Genomic DNA, 14,514 nt, shown 5'->3' with positions numbered 1-14,514 from the left:
CGGCGTCAAACGGAAATGTTCCGGAAAGCGGATTGGAGGTCTTCGACCAGGTCTTCGGCATCCTCTATGCCGACGGAGAGCCGGATGAGCGAGTCATTCAGGCCGGCCGCTTCCCGCTCTTCTTTGGGGATGGACGCGTGGGTCATGCTGGCCGGATGGCTGATCAGCGACTCCACGCCTCCAAGGCTTTCGGCAAGTGTAAAGATCCGGGTACTGCTCATAAAGGCGTGCGCGTGCCCGGTGTCGTCCTTTTTCAGGCTGAAAGAGACCATTCCGCCGAAATCACTCATTTGTGCGCGCGCGATTTCGTGACCGGGGTGACCCGTATGGCCGGGGTACCGGACTTCGGCAACGTCGGGGTGATCGGCCAGGAAATCGGCCAGAACGCGGGCGTTATGGCACGAACGCTCCATGCGAAGGCCGAGGGTTTTGACTCCGCGCAATGCCAGGTAGCAATCCATCGGACCCGGAACGGCGCCGGTGGTCTTGGTCTGGAAGAGCAGGTTATCGAGAATCTCACTGTTGCTGGTGCAGACGGCACCGCCGATGAGGTCGGAGTGGCCGCCGATGTATTTTGTTGTCGAGTGGACTACCGCGTCGGCGCCAAGCAGCAACGGTTTTTGCAGAGCGGGCGAGGCAAATGTATTGTCGACCACCGTGAGGATATTGCGTTTACCTGCTTCCCGGGAGAGTGTCGCAATATCAACCAGGTTCAGCAGCGGATTGGTAGGGGTTTCGATCCAAAGCATCCGGGTTTGCGGTGTGATGGCCTCTCTTACCGAAGCCACCGAGCCCATATCGATAAAGCTGAAACGGATGCCGTACGGTTCAAACACCTGGGTGAAGAGCCGGTAGGAGCCGCCGTAAATATCATTGGTAGCAATGACATGGTCACCGGGACGCAACCTCTTGAGCAATGCATCCATGGCGGCGCAGCCGGAAGCAAAAGCGCATGCATGGTCCGCCTCTTCCAGTCCGGCCAGAAGTTTTTCAAATGCGGTGCGCGTGGGGTTGGTCACCCGTGCATATTCATGCCCTTTGTGTCTGTTTGGTGCTTCCTGGGCGTATGTTGACGTAAAAAAGACCGGAGGCATTACAGCGCCCGAAGTCTCTTCGGGATGTTGTCCGGCGTGGATCGTTTTGGTGTTGAAGCGCATGAAAAGGGGAGTTATGGAGTTTCGTGATTAGGGAGGCTTTGGGATATGTTCCCGGAATTCGTCAGGGGTTCAGGCGTGATGCAAAAAAAAAGCTCCGCAGAAACGTTGCGGAGCTTTCAATAGGAAACCATGCTGCCGGTGTTCGGCAGGGTAGTTAGAAGCCGGCCCTTTCGCGGGCATGCTCGGCTTTCTCATTCATTCCGAGGTTGGTATACACGCGGAACAGCGACATCCAGTGTTCCTGGTCATCCGGCTCCAGTTCGGCCGCTTTCTCATAATGGGGGAGCGCACGCTCCAGATATTTCCGGGCCATCGCGTCAAACTCCTCGGCTTCGTCAACATCTTCACTCATGTTGCGCTTGTCCTGGTATATGGCGGCTCTGTTCTGGTAGACAATACCCAACGTGGAGTGAATGTCGGGGTTTTCCGGCTCGCTTTCCAGGGCGATCAGCAACTGTTCTTCCGCTTCATCGGAAAACCGGAAAGACTCCTCGATAAGCTCATCCGCTTGGGCAAGTTTGTCTTCAATTTCCTGGGACATGGCATTCATCTCGGCTTCATCAATTTCCTGGGAACGTGCTCGCTCACGAATTTCCGCACTTATGTCATACACATCGTCATGCAGGCTTCGGATCTGATCGTCCAGCTCCTGAACCATCTGATATATCTGGGTGGCATATACCAGCCGGTACTGCGGATTTTCGGGATCTTGCTCCATCAGCTCACGTACCACTTCCAAGGCTTCATCGGTCCTTCCCAGCCGCAGGTAGGCGTTGGCAATCTCCTGGGTAATTTCTATTTCGTCCGGATAGATTTCCCGCGCTTCATAAAGGATGTCCACGGCCTCGGCGTCACGATCATCCTCCATCAGATAGAGGGCAAGGCGGTAGTAGTTGAAGAGGTCGGCATCGTCCAGGTCATAAATAATTGTCCTGGTCAGGCGCTCAGCCTCCTGCATATCACCCTTGGCGAAGTAGACCTCGGCTAGCAGACTGTAGGACTGGGAACTGTCCGGGTTGATGGCGATGGCATTCTGGAAGTGGTGACGGGCCAGGATCAGAGAGTCTTCATGAGAACTGATAATGTCGTCGGTCAGCGGCTGAATCCCTGAGTTATGCTCGAAAGCCCACAGTTCAAAAATTACTTCAGGCAGGTTCTCGGCCTCGTCGTTACTGATACCCTGTTCGGCATACATTTGCCGGGCCTGTTCCAGATATTCGCGGGCCCGTTCGTAGTCTTCAAGCCGCTCTTCCGGAGGATTGTTGCTGGCAATGGAGGCGTAGGCGACACCCATGTAGTAATAGGCATTGGCATTCTCGGGATCTGCGTCAATTGCTTCCTGCGCGGCGGCAATCACCTCCTCAAAATCACCCTGGGCAAGTGCCAGTCTCGCCGACTCAATATGCGGGTCAGGAGCACACGACCAAACCAGAAATGCTGTAAAAGCGACGATCAGTAGTTGTGGGTAAAGGTTTTTTTTCATCTGTTTAAAATTTCAGATTTATAATGTTAGATAGAATGACATGACCGGTTTTAATCATGCGCTTGTGTGTCCCGCCGCCAGCCCGGTCATGTTCATAGCGCTTCGCGACCTTCGGTTCATCTGGTTGTTTTTCTGATTGAAAGTAGAAGATGACAGGCCCGAGACCTTTCAGAAGTGGCCTGGCCGGTAGTTTCTCCATGGGCAAATCATCTGTTTTTTTTAAAAAATGGAATCTATATCGTATCGGGATACTGCGACAGTGCATTCGGAATACAAATCAGGACATGTGATGGTTATAGCAGACATGACCTGGTATCTCTGAAGGCACCCGGAAAACATGCACCTAAAGTAAGGATAGCTTGACGCTTCCGCAACTTCAACGCATAAAGAGGATCTACATTATGTCCATAAAACTCATCTCAACGAGGAATGCACCTGCGGCCATCGGGCCCTACAGCCAGGCCTCCGTATTTGACCGGCTGGTGTTCTGCTCGGGCCAGATTGGCCTGAATCCGGAAACCGGAGAACTTTCAGAATCCGACACTGCCGGGCAGATGGAGCAGGTGATGGTCAATCTTGGAGAGGTGCTGAAAGCAGCCGGATCGGACTGGGACCGCGTGTTGAAATGTACTATCTACCTGATTGACATGAAAGAGTTTGCGGCAGTTAATGAGGTGTATGGCCGCTATTTCTCCGAAGAGGCTCCGGCTCGGGAGGCCGTTGCCGTGGCGGCGCTTCCAAAGGGGGCGCGGGTGGAAGTGAGTTGCATCGCGCACGTATAGAGTGTGCCGCTGCCACCAGGCGGAGGCAATATCGGGGAACACGCTTGACTCACCTGGCCAGTGTCACTGCCCGGCGACACCGGAAAACGTTTTTTCGGCCAAATTCCCGGCCCGGTCGCGGATGCGCACTGTTATGTCGTTTTCTTCACGAGGGGTGAAGTCCGGGTGGTGATACCGCAGAAGATCCTTTTCGGGGTCGTATTCCGCGATTCCGCGTTCCCCGTTTACATAAAACTCGGCCGACCGATGGTCAATGCCCGACAGTTCGTCCGTCACGGTGACCGTCACAAACGCCTTGCCAGTGTGGCGCCACCGCCCGATTTTCGGATCGGATATTTCGGGAGCCAGTGAATCTGCGGCAAGGTAGTAGTCTCCGGGGGCATTGAGTTCACCCACCAGGGCATGGTTGCGGATATCGATGAAGGAGCTGATGTGTACCGGTTTTCCGGTTCGCGGATGTGTCCGGTACAGGCCGATTCCCGTCGTGGCCGCCTGCTTCCGGTCCAGCAGGATGCGTACGGTGGCCGGCTGATTGAGCGGTTCGGATGCGGGATACAGGCTGAAGGCGGTGTGCGTACCCGCCAGGCCGACCGTCACCGGCGCGAAGAACGCCCGGGAGGGAAACGTTACCTTTAGCCGCATTGCATCATGCAGAACTGATACCGGGTAGCCGGGCATGATGCGGTGCATGGTCCATGCCGCTCCGCCACCGGACAGCTCCATGCGCTCAGAGACATCAAGCGGCAGACCGTAGCGGCCGGATGTAAATCCGTCGCGTTCCGCTTCAAATGAGCCCACAGGCCGAATGCGCCATTGTGACAGGGTGTCGTCGGGTGATGATGACTCTGGCGGCATCATCCAGTTTTTGTGCCAGTAAACAGCTTCCGGGGCCATCAACGGTGGAACCGGTATTCCGGAAGGGGTGTCGAAGGGCACCCTGGCTGTGATGTGCTCCGTAAGGGTTTCTGTCGGCTCTTCCACGTGCAGGATCAGACGGGCTGTGGAGCGGTTCCCAAAATAATCGGAGGCGGCAATGCGCACATTGTGGGTCCCGGCCGGAAGGCGCAGGCGTCCGTCGTGCCCGGCGATCTCTGAATAGAAAGGAAGGGTGTTGCCACGGTGTATGTACAGCCGCTGGAGTCCCTTGCGCTCCGTATGCAGGATGGGGAAAACCCGGTCAATAAACATCTGGCGCGCCTGCCCGTAGGAAAAGCTGTCCGCTCTGGAATGAAACAGGCGTTCTCCGTTGACCCGCATTTCAAGTTCGTATACGGCATGGACGTTATTTGAGGCGTTGGCCCGGTCAAAGACATCCGCAGCTAGACCAACCTCGCCTTCCACCGTTACCGTACCAAAATGATAGATTCCGTCTCGTCGGACCGGCGTTTTGCGGTGGATGTGCGTTTGTCCGTTGATGCTGCTGCCGGGCGAAAGCGGCTCAATAGCCAGTTCTGAAAACTGCGGGGGGATGGTATCTTCGATCCGGATACCGGCAAGCAGCGGATTGAACGGCTTGCCGCCGGGCGTACGGAGTTCAAAATGGAGATGGGGCGGACCAACCCCGGTGGAGCCGGTCCAGCCGATGTGCTGCCCGCGCCGGAACGCTATACCGAACTCCTCCATATTCCGGTCGAATTTAAACTGGTACTGTTTCATTCGGAGGGAATCGACCACCGCGCGTATCTCCGGATGAAAGTCCTTCAGATGAGCGTAGAGGGAAATCGTGTTGTCATCGTGCCGCAGATAGATCACGTTGCCGTATCCGACCGGACCCACCGCCACGCGGTGCAGTACACCGTCCCGTGTAGCGTAAACCGGATGCCCCTCATGGCCCCAGGTTCCGATATCCATGGCGGCATGAAAATGGGCCGCCCTGGTTTCACCGAATGAAGATGACATGTAGCGGCTGGCGTTGGTAGGCCAGAGATAGGTGACCCCTTCCTCCAGAAATGCAGGCCGTGATTGGGCATGGGCCGGGGCCGTTGTCACAGCAAGCAATAAAACGGGGAAAAATAGTGCAAGGGCAAGAGCCGGGATAGGCAGGGGAGGAGCCTTGTGACGAATCATGTTCAGGAAAAGGTGGTGGTGATTGGGTCAGGATTCGAACCGGACGGTGGCATCAAGACGAGCCGTGGCGCCGGAATTTCCCGCCTGTAGCTCGGCATGAAGCCTGTCGCCGTTCTCAAGTCGGCCGACACCCTCAGGCGTTCCGGTGAAGATGAGGTCGCCCGGCTGCAGGGTCACGTAACGCGACAGGGTGCAGATCAGCTCATCCACAGAAAACAGCATTTGGGAGGTGTCTCCGTTTTGCCGCCGCTTACCGTTGATGTCGAGTGTGAAGTGCAGCTTTTGCGGATCCGTGATCTGATCGGACGCAATAAATGATCCGACTGGCGCAAACGTGTCCAGGCCCTTTGCCAGCAACCAGGGGTGAGATTTTTCTTTAAGTTCCTGCTGGATGTCACGTGCCGTCACATCAATTCCCATGGCATAGCCGGCAATCAGCGGCAGGGCGCAGCCGGCCGGGATGTTTTTCCCGCGCTCTCCGATGGCCACCACCAGTTCGGCCTCATAGTGGGGATCAGCGACAAAAGGAGGGATGCGGATAATCCCGTCAAATGTGAGGCTTGCAGACGGTTTGCCGAAAATGACGGGCCGGGTGGGAAGCGGGTTATTCAGCTCCCGGGCATGCGCGGCATAATTTCTGCCGATGCAGTAGATATTGCCGGCGGGCAACGGGGCAAGTCCCGGGATGATCACTGAAGTCATGGCTGATAGATATAAAAAAAGCTCCAGCGCATAGCTGCGGCAGGAGCTTTAAAGAAGGGTGTTGCGGGCGGATCAGCCGGCTTCCACAGAAACCGTTTTGCGGTTTTTTCGTCCGATGCTGAACGTGACGATGCCGTCAGCCGTGGCAAAAATGGTGTCATCCTTTCCCATACCCACGTTTGTGCCGGGATGGAATTTTGTGCCGCGCTGGCGGATGATGATATTGCCGGCACGAACTGCTTCACCACCGAAGCGTTTGACGCCCAGTCTTTTAGATTCGGAGTCACGACCGTTTTTCGTAGAGCCGCCACCTTTTTTATGTGCCATGGTTCTGTAAGATTAAGCGGTTATTTTTTCAATTAAAAGTCGGGTCAGATGGCGACGGTGGCCACGTGTAACCTGATATCCTTTGCGACGTTTTTTCTTGAAGACAACGATTTTGTCTCCTTTGACGTGGTCAACGACCTTGGCGTTAACGTTTGCTTTTTCAAGGATGGGTGTGCCTACATTAACCTTTCCTTTGCCGTCAGAAGTCAGCAAAACCTTGTCGAGGGTGATTTTTTTGTCGGCATCGGCTTTTTGACGGTCAACGAAAATGACATCGCCTTTTGCTACCTTATACTGATGCCCACTTATCTCAACAATCGCGTACATGATGTTCGGTTTCTATAATGTGAGAAAAACTGTTTTATTCAAGACCTCAAATATAGTAGTTTTTCAGGTAGAATAAAACCCAAAAACGGGGGAATGATGCAGATAAAATGCGGCGTTCGGTTTGATATATAATGAAAGCAGGCTACCTTTTATCGCTGAAAGAAAGTTTTAATTGCCGAAATTGAAGACAGATGACTAAAAAAAACGATACTCCCATGGCCGAAAGCGGCTTGCCCGACCTGCACAGGCAGGCGTTTTTCATAAAAAATCGAAAGCGTCTGCAACACGACGGGGGCCGGGCGTGGATCATGGACGGCCAACTCCACGATGCGGTTGAAGGCGCCAACTACCGGATCGAGCGCGGGCGCCCGCTGTCGGACCGCCTGAAGGATACTGGGCGCGATGTGCTGGAAAAAAAGGCCGCCGGCTTGATCCGGGATACCGACTCTTTCCGCAAGATTTAGTTTCTGGTGCGGCGGTCGTGCCGGTAGATCCCCGACCGGTTTACATGGCCTACATATTTGCCCAGAATACGTACCTCCTCGAATACATCCGGTTCGATGATAATATCCTTGTACTCCTCGTTGGCCGGTTTAAGCTGCAATCCGTTTCGGCCATAATAGATTTGTTTAAGGGAGGTCTCCCCATTGTAGAGGACCGCGCCGATGTCCCCGTCCTTGATGTCATCATCCATCAGCAACACAAAATCCCCGTCTTCGATATTGGCGTCTTTCATGCTGGAGCCGGAAACGCGCAGCGCGAACATGCGGTCCAGATTGGGAAAAAGAAAATCAAGAGTGATGGATCCCAGATTCGCCTCCACCGCCTCCTGCAGATAACCGGCTGCGATCAGCCCCCGTACCGGTATGCCGCCTGAAACCGGCTCCCGGGTCTTATCATAATCCGGGGCAAGATCATACTCTTCATCCTCGGTCTTTATCAACACCCCCTTCCTGACAAGCGCCTGAAGATTTTGCGTGACACTGTTCGGGGATTTGTAGCCAAACTCATCCGCTATTTCCCTGTATGTCGGCCAGATGTCATGCTCATTTTTATAAGAGACGATGTAGTCGAAAAACTGCTTCTGCTTTCGGGTAAGCTGGCTGTTGTCCATAATATTCGAAGGCTATGTGTAAGAAGTATGTGCATAATACTACTTATTCATGATGAGTGCAAAGCCGTGTATAAAAAAAGTTCGTTGCAGGCGGTTGAATTCCACAGGCGATTCACTTAAAATGGCATGCGGATAAAAAGATAATAAATAGCAAAATAGGCGCAAGTTGTAATAAACGAATCCAATACAGGGGTTACTTATGGCAAAAAGCAAGACCGGAACGAAAGAGTCGGCATCGGGAACAACATCTGATATGGTTTACCCGTCCAGGGCAATTACCAAACAGGCGAATGTAAAAGACTATGATGCGTTATATGAAAAGTCCGTGTCCGACCCGGAGAAGTTTTGGGCGGATGAAGCCAAAAAGCTGCACTGGTTCAAAAAATGGGACAAGGTGCTGGATGACAGCAGGAAGCCGTTTTATAAATGGTTTACCGGCGGGCGCATCAATGTGATCAGCAACGCCATCGACCGCCACCTGAAAACCTGGCGCCGTAACAAACTCGCGCTCATCTGGGAGGGAGAGCCGGGTGACCTCCGCACCATGTCGTATCACGCGCTGAACCGTGAGGTCTCGAAATTTGCCAATATCCTGAAGAGCATGGGAGTGCGGCGCGGTGATATCGTCACCATCTATATGCCCCAGATTCCCGAACTGGCTGTCGCCATGCTTGCCTGTGCCAAGATCGGAGCCGCCCACAGCGTGGTTTATGGCGGGTTCAGTGTGGAAGCGCTTGCATCCCGCATTGAGGACTCCCGGAGCCGTGTGCTTGTTACCGCCGATGGCGGATGGCGGCGGGGCCGCGTCACCGACCTGAAAGGGATAGCCAATGAGGCGATGAAGCGTTCGCCCACCGTGGAGGTCTGCATCACGGTGAAACGGACCGGGCACGAGGTGTACATGGAGAATGACCGCGATTTCTGGCTGCATGACCTGTTGTCGCTGCCGATCGCCAACGCCAGGTGCGAAACCGAAGAGATGGACGCCGAAGATATGCTCTTTATTCTCTATACATCGGGCACCACCGGCAAACCGAAAGGGCTGCTGCATACCCACGGCGGCTATTCCGTATACACGTCAACGACCCACCGGTATGTGTTCGACATCAAGGATGAAGACAGATGGTGGTGCGCGGCGGATCCCGGCTGGATTACCGGTCACAGCTACATGATCTACGCGCCGCTCATCAACGGCTCGACGGTGATGATGTATGAAGGGGCGCCCAATCACCCCTATCCGAACCGGTGGTGGAATATGGTCGAGAAGTACGGGATCAACATTCTTTATACGTCTCCTACCGCCATACGCGGACTCATGCGGTTTGGGGAGCAGTGGCCCCAGCGCCACGATCTGAGCTCGCTTCGCCTGCTGGGATCGGTTGGCGAGCCCATCAACCCGGAAGCATGGAAATGGTACCACCGGGTGATCGGCAACGGCAACTGTCCGATCATGGACACCTGGTGGCAGACCGAAACCGGCGGATTCATGATCACTCCGCTGCCGGTTACTCCCCTGAAACCGGGCTCCGCAACCCGGCCGTTTTTTGGTATTGAGGTGGCTATTGTGGATGAGAAAGGCGCGGAAGTCAGCCCCGGAGAGGAGGGCAATCTGGTGATAAAAAACCCCTGGCCGGGGATGGCACGAACCATATTCGGTGATCCCGACCGATTCGTCGAAACCTACTGGAAGGAGTACGAAAAGCAGGGCTGGTACAAGGCCGGAGATTCCGCGCGGATCGACGAAGACGGCTATGTCTGGATTATCGGACGGATTGATGATGTGATCAAGGTAAGCGGCTACCGGCTCGGCACCGCCGAAGTGGAGAGCGCTTTGGTGAGCCATCCGGCCGTATCGGAGGCCGCGGCAATCGCGTTACCGCATGAGGTGAAAGGCAATGCCATATACACCTATGTCATTCTCCGCGAAGGGATCCATGGAGGGAAGGAGCTGGCGGACGAACTGCGCCGGCATGTCAGCGATGAAATTGGCCCGATAGCCAGGCCCGAGAATGTCTCATTTCTCGACTCCCTTCCGAAAACACGAAGCGGCAAGATCATGCGCCGTGTCTTGAAAGCCCGGGCCATGGGTGTGGACGAAGGCGACCTCTCCACGCTGGAGGAGTAGAACGGGCCGGTGAGCGATGCCCGGTTACCGCATTTGGTAAGCGGCTTCTCCACGCTGGAGAGGTCGTAGGGGCCGCATGCGATAGCCGGACGGTTATTTTCGTTCGTCTCCGGAGCCCTTCAGCCGTCGCGGGTTGATAGTGAATACGGCGTTTTCTACATGTCGAACCACATTCGACGCGGTGCTGCCAAGCCGGAGGTACTCCAGTCCGGTTCGGCCGATGGTCGCCATCACAACCAAATTGTACGCCTCTTTGTGAGCGATTTTGGTGATTTTTTCGTGGATGGATTTTTTCGTTGAAACCACGTCGGTGTGCACCTGATCCCTCATATCATCAAATCGTTCGTCCACGAGCTCCCGCATCTGCTTCTTCTTGGTGTCGGTGGCTGCCTGAATCTGCGGTATGCTGCCAAACTGCTCAAAGCTGATGACATGAATGATGTCGATACTGGCCCCTGTAGCCTGGGCGATGCTCCGGGCAAAGGGCAAGGCTTTCAATGAGTAATCGGAAAAGTCGGTGGTTAGCAGGATCCTTTTCAAAGGCTTGATTTTCGATGCCTCCTCAACGACCAGGACGGGAACCGGGGCAAAACGGATGACCTTCTCGGCCACCGAGCCCATGATCAGGCGGGAAAAGCCGGTGCGCCCATGCGTGGTCATTACAATTAAATCGTAATTTCTGGCGGCTTCGATGATTGCTTCCGCAGGATTTCCAACCTGCACAATTCCCTCGTTCAGATACTTGGAGTCCACTCTTTCCAAAGCAATCTCATTCAGCTTTCCTCTCAGTTTCTTTTCCAGTTCTTCATGCGTATCGGCAAATTTCCGGGAAGAGGAGGCGTCTATCTCCCCCAGGTCGCTCATGGAAATGTAGGAGTGAAACGGTGTGATGGCACCGTCGAACGACTCCGCAAAAACGGACGCAGCTTCAAGCGCTTTGAGGCTGAGGTCAGAGAAGTCAATGGGTACGAGAATATTGGCTGTTTTCATAATATAGATGGTTTTAACACTGCTTTTGGAATAGTGGCAGAAGTCGGTACACGTTGTTTTCAGGTGGTGATTTCCGGCTTGACGCTCAGTACGGCGGTTCTTACATGGCGGAGCACACTGGATGCTGTGCTTCCAAGCATCATGTAATCGAGCCCGGTGCGGCCGATGGTAGCCATCACAACCAGGTTGTAGGGCCTGGCCTTGGTCAGCCTGGCAATTTCTTCATGAACGGACCTGTCAGAGAAAAACACCTCGGTCTGAACCTGCGTTTCGAGATCAGAGAAATATTTCACCGCCAGTTGTTTCAGTTTTTCTTTACGCTCTTCGCTGTCGTGCTGTGCCTGGGCAAGGGTGTCGAACTGCTCGTAGCTGACGATGTGAATCAGATCGATTTGAGCTCCGGTAGCCTCGGCAAGCTCGGCCGCCGGTTCAAACGCGTAGATGGAGTTGTCGGAGAAGTCGGTGGTCAGCAGAATTCGCTGCAACGGGAACAGGCGGCTTTTTTCTTCCACGACCAGCACCGGACTCTGACTGGTGCGAAGCACTTTTTCACAGATGGATCCCAGTATCAGTCTTGAAAAACCGGTTCGCCCGTGACTGCTCATGACGATCAGGTCAAACTCTTTGCCTGCCTCACAGATGGCCCGGGCGGCATTTCCGATGGCGATGCGCGGTTCGCCGAGCAAGGGCTCCTCCACATGTTCTCTGGAAACTTCTTCCAGCCGCTGGTAGAGAGAACGTTCGAGGGTGCGCATATCGGTTTCCGGACTGGTTTCGCCCATGTAGTAGAAACCGTCCAGTTCGTTGGCCTGCATGTAAGCGTGAAACGGAACCACCGTTCCGCCGAACAGTCTGGCGATTGCGACAGCCGCCGGAAACGCAAGCAGGCTGAGCTCTGAAAAATCAGTGGGGACGAGTATTCTGGCGTTTTTCATGGAGCGCATTGGACTGGTTGGAGGGTATCTAAAATGTAGTTATTCCGCCATTGCCTGACAAGACGCATCTGAGTTTCCGCAATTAGAAATGAACCGGGAACAGGAGGTATGTCCGCTATACCCAAAGAGAGCCTGCCGCCTTCGGCCGGCTACCATACACCGCTAAAAGTTCATTCCGATGAGAAACTCGAACAGCAGCGCGTGTTCTTTACTGCCGGAGAGTACGGCTTCGATCGGACCCAGTATCGTGTTCCAGCCGAGAATGGCCGCCCATCCCCAGCGCGGTGTTCGTTCGAAAAGGTCGGTGGTCAGGTTCTCGTAGCGGTTACCGAGGTTAATGCCGCCTGTGGCGTAAAAATTGCCGTAAAACTGATACTGTGCGGCAGTCCGGTAGGTGAGCAAGTTATTGCCGGAGAGGGCGTCCTTCCGATAGCCCCAAAAGCCATTGTGTCCGCCGGCATACAGGCGATAGTGCAGTGGCGGTGTGCCTCCGAATATGTGGCCGGCGTAGAGCGACTGTAGTATTGTGAGCCTCTGATTAATCGGGAGGTAGGATTTCCAGGTTCCGGTTATCCGGCCGAAGGAGGCATCGCCGGGAAGAAAATCGGGCAGAACTTCGGCACGGATGAGAGTGTGCTGGCCGCTTGTGGGCAGGTGCGACCGGTTCAGGTTGTCGAACTCCATCTCGCCGAGGAACATGTGCAGTGTATTCCAGTTTTTTGGGGCCTCGATTTCTCCGTAGGATTCGGTCAGGTTGAAATGCTCTATCCGGTACCCGACTCCCGTCCGAAAAACCGATGCGAAAAGCGGACCGATGAGGCCGTCGGCGTGAAAAATGTCGGTTCGCAGATTTGATACCCTTCGGTTCTGATCATAGATATCGATCTCCCGCTCCCGGAAACCGGCCGATGCCAGAAATGACAACCGGGGTTCCAGCCCGATATAATTGAAATATTCGCCTTCCAGCATGGCTTCGTGACCGATTCGGATGTTAAGCCTGGCAGTACTGGCCGGGTAGATCAGATTCCGGAAAGTGGTGTTAAAAAGAAGCGACGGACCGTATTCACTATTGTGATAGAAACCGGCCTGGACCATATTCGCGGTTTGTTCTTCCAGGTAGATGGTCAGGTCGGCTGCCCCTTCTTCTTCATCCCAGTAAAGCCGGTAGGTGATTCGGTTGAAGCGTTTCATTCCGTACAGCCGGAGCAGCCCTTCATCGAGCTCTGTAAACGGGACCGTTGAGTGGGGTTCAATCTGGAGGATGGTGCGGATATGGTCCAGAGGTACTGTTTTAAGTCCGTCAAAATGGATTTGTCGCACCGGAATCTCACGGATTGGCTCAAATTCGGGGATATCGGGTTCGCTGCCGCCGCGCAGGGCGTGCAGACTATCGGCCAGTTCCCGGATTTCCGGCAGCCTGCTCCTGGCGGCTCGTTCCCCGGCCAAAATGATTTCATCAACATCTCCGAAGCTGAGCGTAGTGTATTGTGCCAGGTCGGGCTGAATGTAAAAATCGGCATGTTCCAGTTGCTGAAGTATGGTTCCCCGCATTCCAACGGATATGGTTTGCGTGAGGATATCCGGGAGCGACAGCAGTTCATCGGCGGGTTTGAGGTCGGAGCTTGAATTGACGGCAATGACGAAGTCGGCTCCGAGGCCGATCGCTTCCTGCACCGGCATGTTGTTCAGCAGGCCGCCGTCTACGAGATACTTTCCATCAACCCACACCGGATCAAAAACCGAGGGGATGGACATGCTTGCCCGGATGGCATCCGGCAGAAATCCGCTGTCCATAACCACCTGGTGACCGGTTTCGAGATCGCTGGCAACGCAGACAAACGGGCGGGGCAGGCTGCGAAAGTCCTCGACATGATGATATGTTGCCGTAAGCTCGGCCAGTTTGTTAAAAATGTAGTTTCCGGAAACGAGTCCCGTTGGCAATTTGACCTCACGCCCTTCCACCGGGAAGCTCAGGAGGAAACGCCCGTCATATTTTTTCTCTTCCAGCGGCAGGTTGTGCCGGTGGATGGGTTCTTCAAACAGCTCGCGCCAGTCGATTCTTCTGACCTCCTCTTCAATCTGCTCTGCTGAATACCCGATAGCATAGAGCGCACCGATAATGGCACCCATGCTTGTGCCGCTGACCACATCCACCGGTATCCCCGCTTCTTCAAGGACCTTGAGAACCCCGATGTGAGCTAGTCCGGCAGCCCCGCCACCGCTCAGCGCCAGGCCCACGGTAAACCGGTTTTCCCCCCGGGAGGAGGTATCGGCTGTGTCCGGCTCAACGGCAAATGATGAATCATCAGATCTTCGAAGGGTGTGTGAGTCGCCGGAACCCTGTCTATTGACAAACCGGGAGGGAGCGTCTGAATCTGCATGGTACCCGGATATGCCGTTGTTGAGCAGGTCGGGGGCTTCGGGTGGAGCCGAGCCCTGGGCAGCCGGCCTGGAAACGGCCGTTGATATCGCTGTGAGCAGGCACAGGAACAGGATCGCTTTCAT

The 14,514-nt window shown here is 54.7% G+C and carries 14 protein-coding genes; 3 read left to right on the top strand and 11 right to left on the bottom strand.

Annotated features, from left to right (window positions below):
* Positions 1-5: 5 nt before the first annotated feature.
* From QA596_07660 to QA596_07650, 3 genes are all read right to left on the bottom strand, one after another.
* Entirely contained in the window at positions 6-1,157 is a 1,152-nt protein-coding gene (locus QA596_07660) for a cystathionine gamma-synthase (protein MDG5767335.1), read from the bottom strand.
* 154 nt (positions 1,158-1,311) lie between these two features.
* On the bottom strand, positions 1,312-2,640 hold the full coding sequence (locus QA596_07655; protein ID MDG5767334.1) for a tetratricopeptide repeat protein: 1,329 nt from the start codon (positions 2,638-2,640) through the stop codon (positions 1,312-1,314).
* Positions 2,641-2,644: 4 nt separating this feature from the next.
* Complete coding sequence (locus QA596_07650; protein MDG5767333.1) at positions 2,645-2,839, bottom strand: hypothetical protein; 195 nt, start codon at positions 2,837-2,839, stop codon at positions 2,645-2,647.
* Between the two features lie 202 nt (positions 2,840-3,041).
* On the opposite strand from QA596_07650, the gene QA596_07645 reads away from it, so the two are divergent.
* Positions 3,042-3,422 carry a RidA family protein gene (locus QA596_07645; protein ID MDG5767332.1) on the top strand — a complete coding sequence of 127 codons (381 nt, stop codon included), beginning with the start codon at positions 3,042-3,044 and terminating at the stop codon, positions 3,420-3,422.
* Positions 3,423-3,485: 63 nt separating this feature from the next.
* Here QA596_07645 and QA596_07640 read toward each other — a convergent pair whose 3' ends face one another.
* From QA596_07640 to rplU, 4 genes are all read right to left on the bottom strand, one after another.
* On the bottom strand, positions 3,486-5,489 hold the full coding sequence (locus tag QA596_07640) for a M23 family metallopeptidase (protein ID MDG5767331.1): 2,004 nt from the start codon (positions 5,487-5,489) through the stop codon (positions 3,486-3,488).
* Between the two features lie 27 nt (positions 5,490-5,516).
* Complete coding sequence (locus tag QA596_07635) at positions 5,517-6,191, bottom strand: fumarylacetoacetate hydrolase family protein (protein MDG5767330.1); 675 nt, start codon at positions 6,189-6,191, stop codon at positions 5,517-5,519.
* A 72-nt stretch (positions 6,192-6,263) separates the two neighbouring features.
* Positions 6,264-6,518 (bottom strand): 50S ribosomal protein L27, encoded by a 255-nt coding sequence (rpmA, locus tag QA596_07630; protein ID MDG5767329.1) that lies wholly within the window; start codon positions 6,516-6,518, stop codon positions 6,264-6,266.
* Positions 6,519-6,530: 12 nt separating this feature from the next.
* A complete protein-coding gene (gene rplU / locus QA596_07625; GenBank protein MDG5767328.1) occupies positions 6,531-6,845 on the bottom strand; it encodes a 50S ribosomal protein L21 in 315 nt (104 codons plus the stop codon).
* Between the two features lie 191 nt (positions 6,846-7,036).
* On the opposite strand from rplU, the gene QA596_07620 reads away from it, so the two are divergent.
* Positions 7,037-7,309, top strand: coding sequence for a hypothetical protein (locus QA596_07620; GenBank protein MDG5767327.1), 273 nt, complete (start codon positions 7,037-7,039; stop codon positions 7,307-7,309).
* Here QA596_07620 and lexA read toward each other — a convergent pair.
* Positions 7,306-7,959, bottom strand: coding sequence for a transcriptional repressor LexA (gene lexA / locus QA596_07615; GenBank protein MDG5767326.1), 654 nt, complete (start codon positions 7,957-7,959; stop codon positions 7,306-7,308). The two genes, QA596_07620 and lexA, sit on opposite strands and share 4 nt — an antisense overlap.
* Before the next feature lie 199 nt (positions 7,960-8,158).
* Between lexA and acs the strand changes: the two genes are divergently transcribed.
* A complete protein-coding gene (gene acs / locus QA596_07610) occupies positions 8,159-10,084 on the top strand; it encodes an acetate--CoA ligase (protein ID MDG5767325.1) in 1,926 nt (641 codons plus the stop codon).
* A gap of 93 nt (positions 10,085-10,177) precedes the next feature.
* Here acs and QA596_07605 read toward each other — a convergent pair whose 3' ends face one another.
* From QA596_07605 to QA596_07595, 3 genes are all read right to left on the bottom strand, one after another.
* Entirely contained in the window at positions 10,178-11,074 is an 897-nt protein-coding gene (locus QA596_07605; GenBank protein ID MDG5767324.1) for a universal stress protein, read from the bottom strand.
* Between the two features lie 59 nt (positions 11,075-11,133).
* On the bottom strand, positions 11,134-12,009 hold the full coding sequence (locus QA596_07600) for a universal stress protein (GenBank protein MDG5767323.1): 876 nt from the start codon (positions 12,007-12,009) through the stop codon (positions 11,134-11,136).
* Positions 12,010-12,171: 162 nt separating this feature from the next.
* The gene (locus tag QA596_07595) at positions 12,172-14,514 is read right to left on the bottom strand and encodes a patatin-like phospholipase family protein (GenBank protein ID MDG5767322.1); all 2,343 of its coding nucleotides are present in this window, start codon (positions 14,512-14,514) and stop codon (positions 12,172-12,174) included.

The sequence above is a fragment of the Balneolales bacterium ANBcel1 genome (genome assembly GCA_029688905.1).
Taxonomy (GTDB): Bacteria; Bacteroidota; Rhodothermia; order Balneolales; family Natronogracilivirgulaceae; genus SLLW01.
Note: the sequence above shows the minus strand (reverse complement) of the source record. Positions and strands in the feature narration are given on the sequence as shown.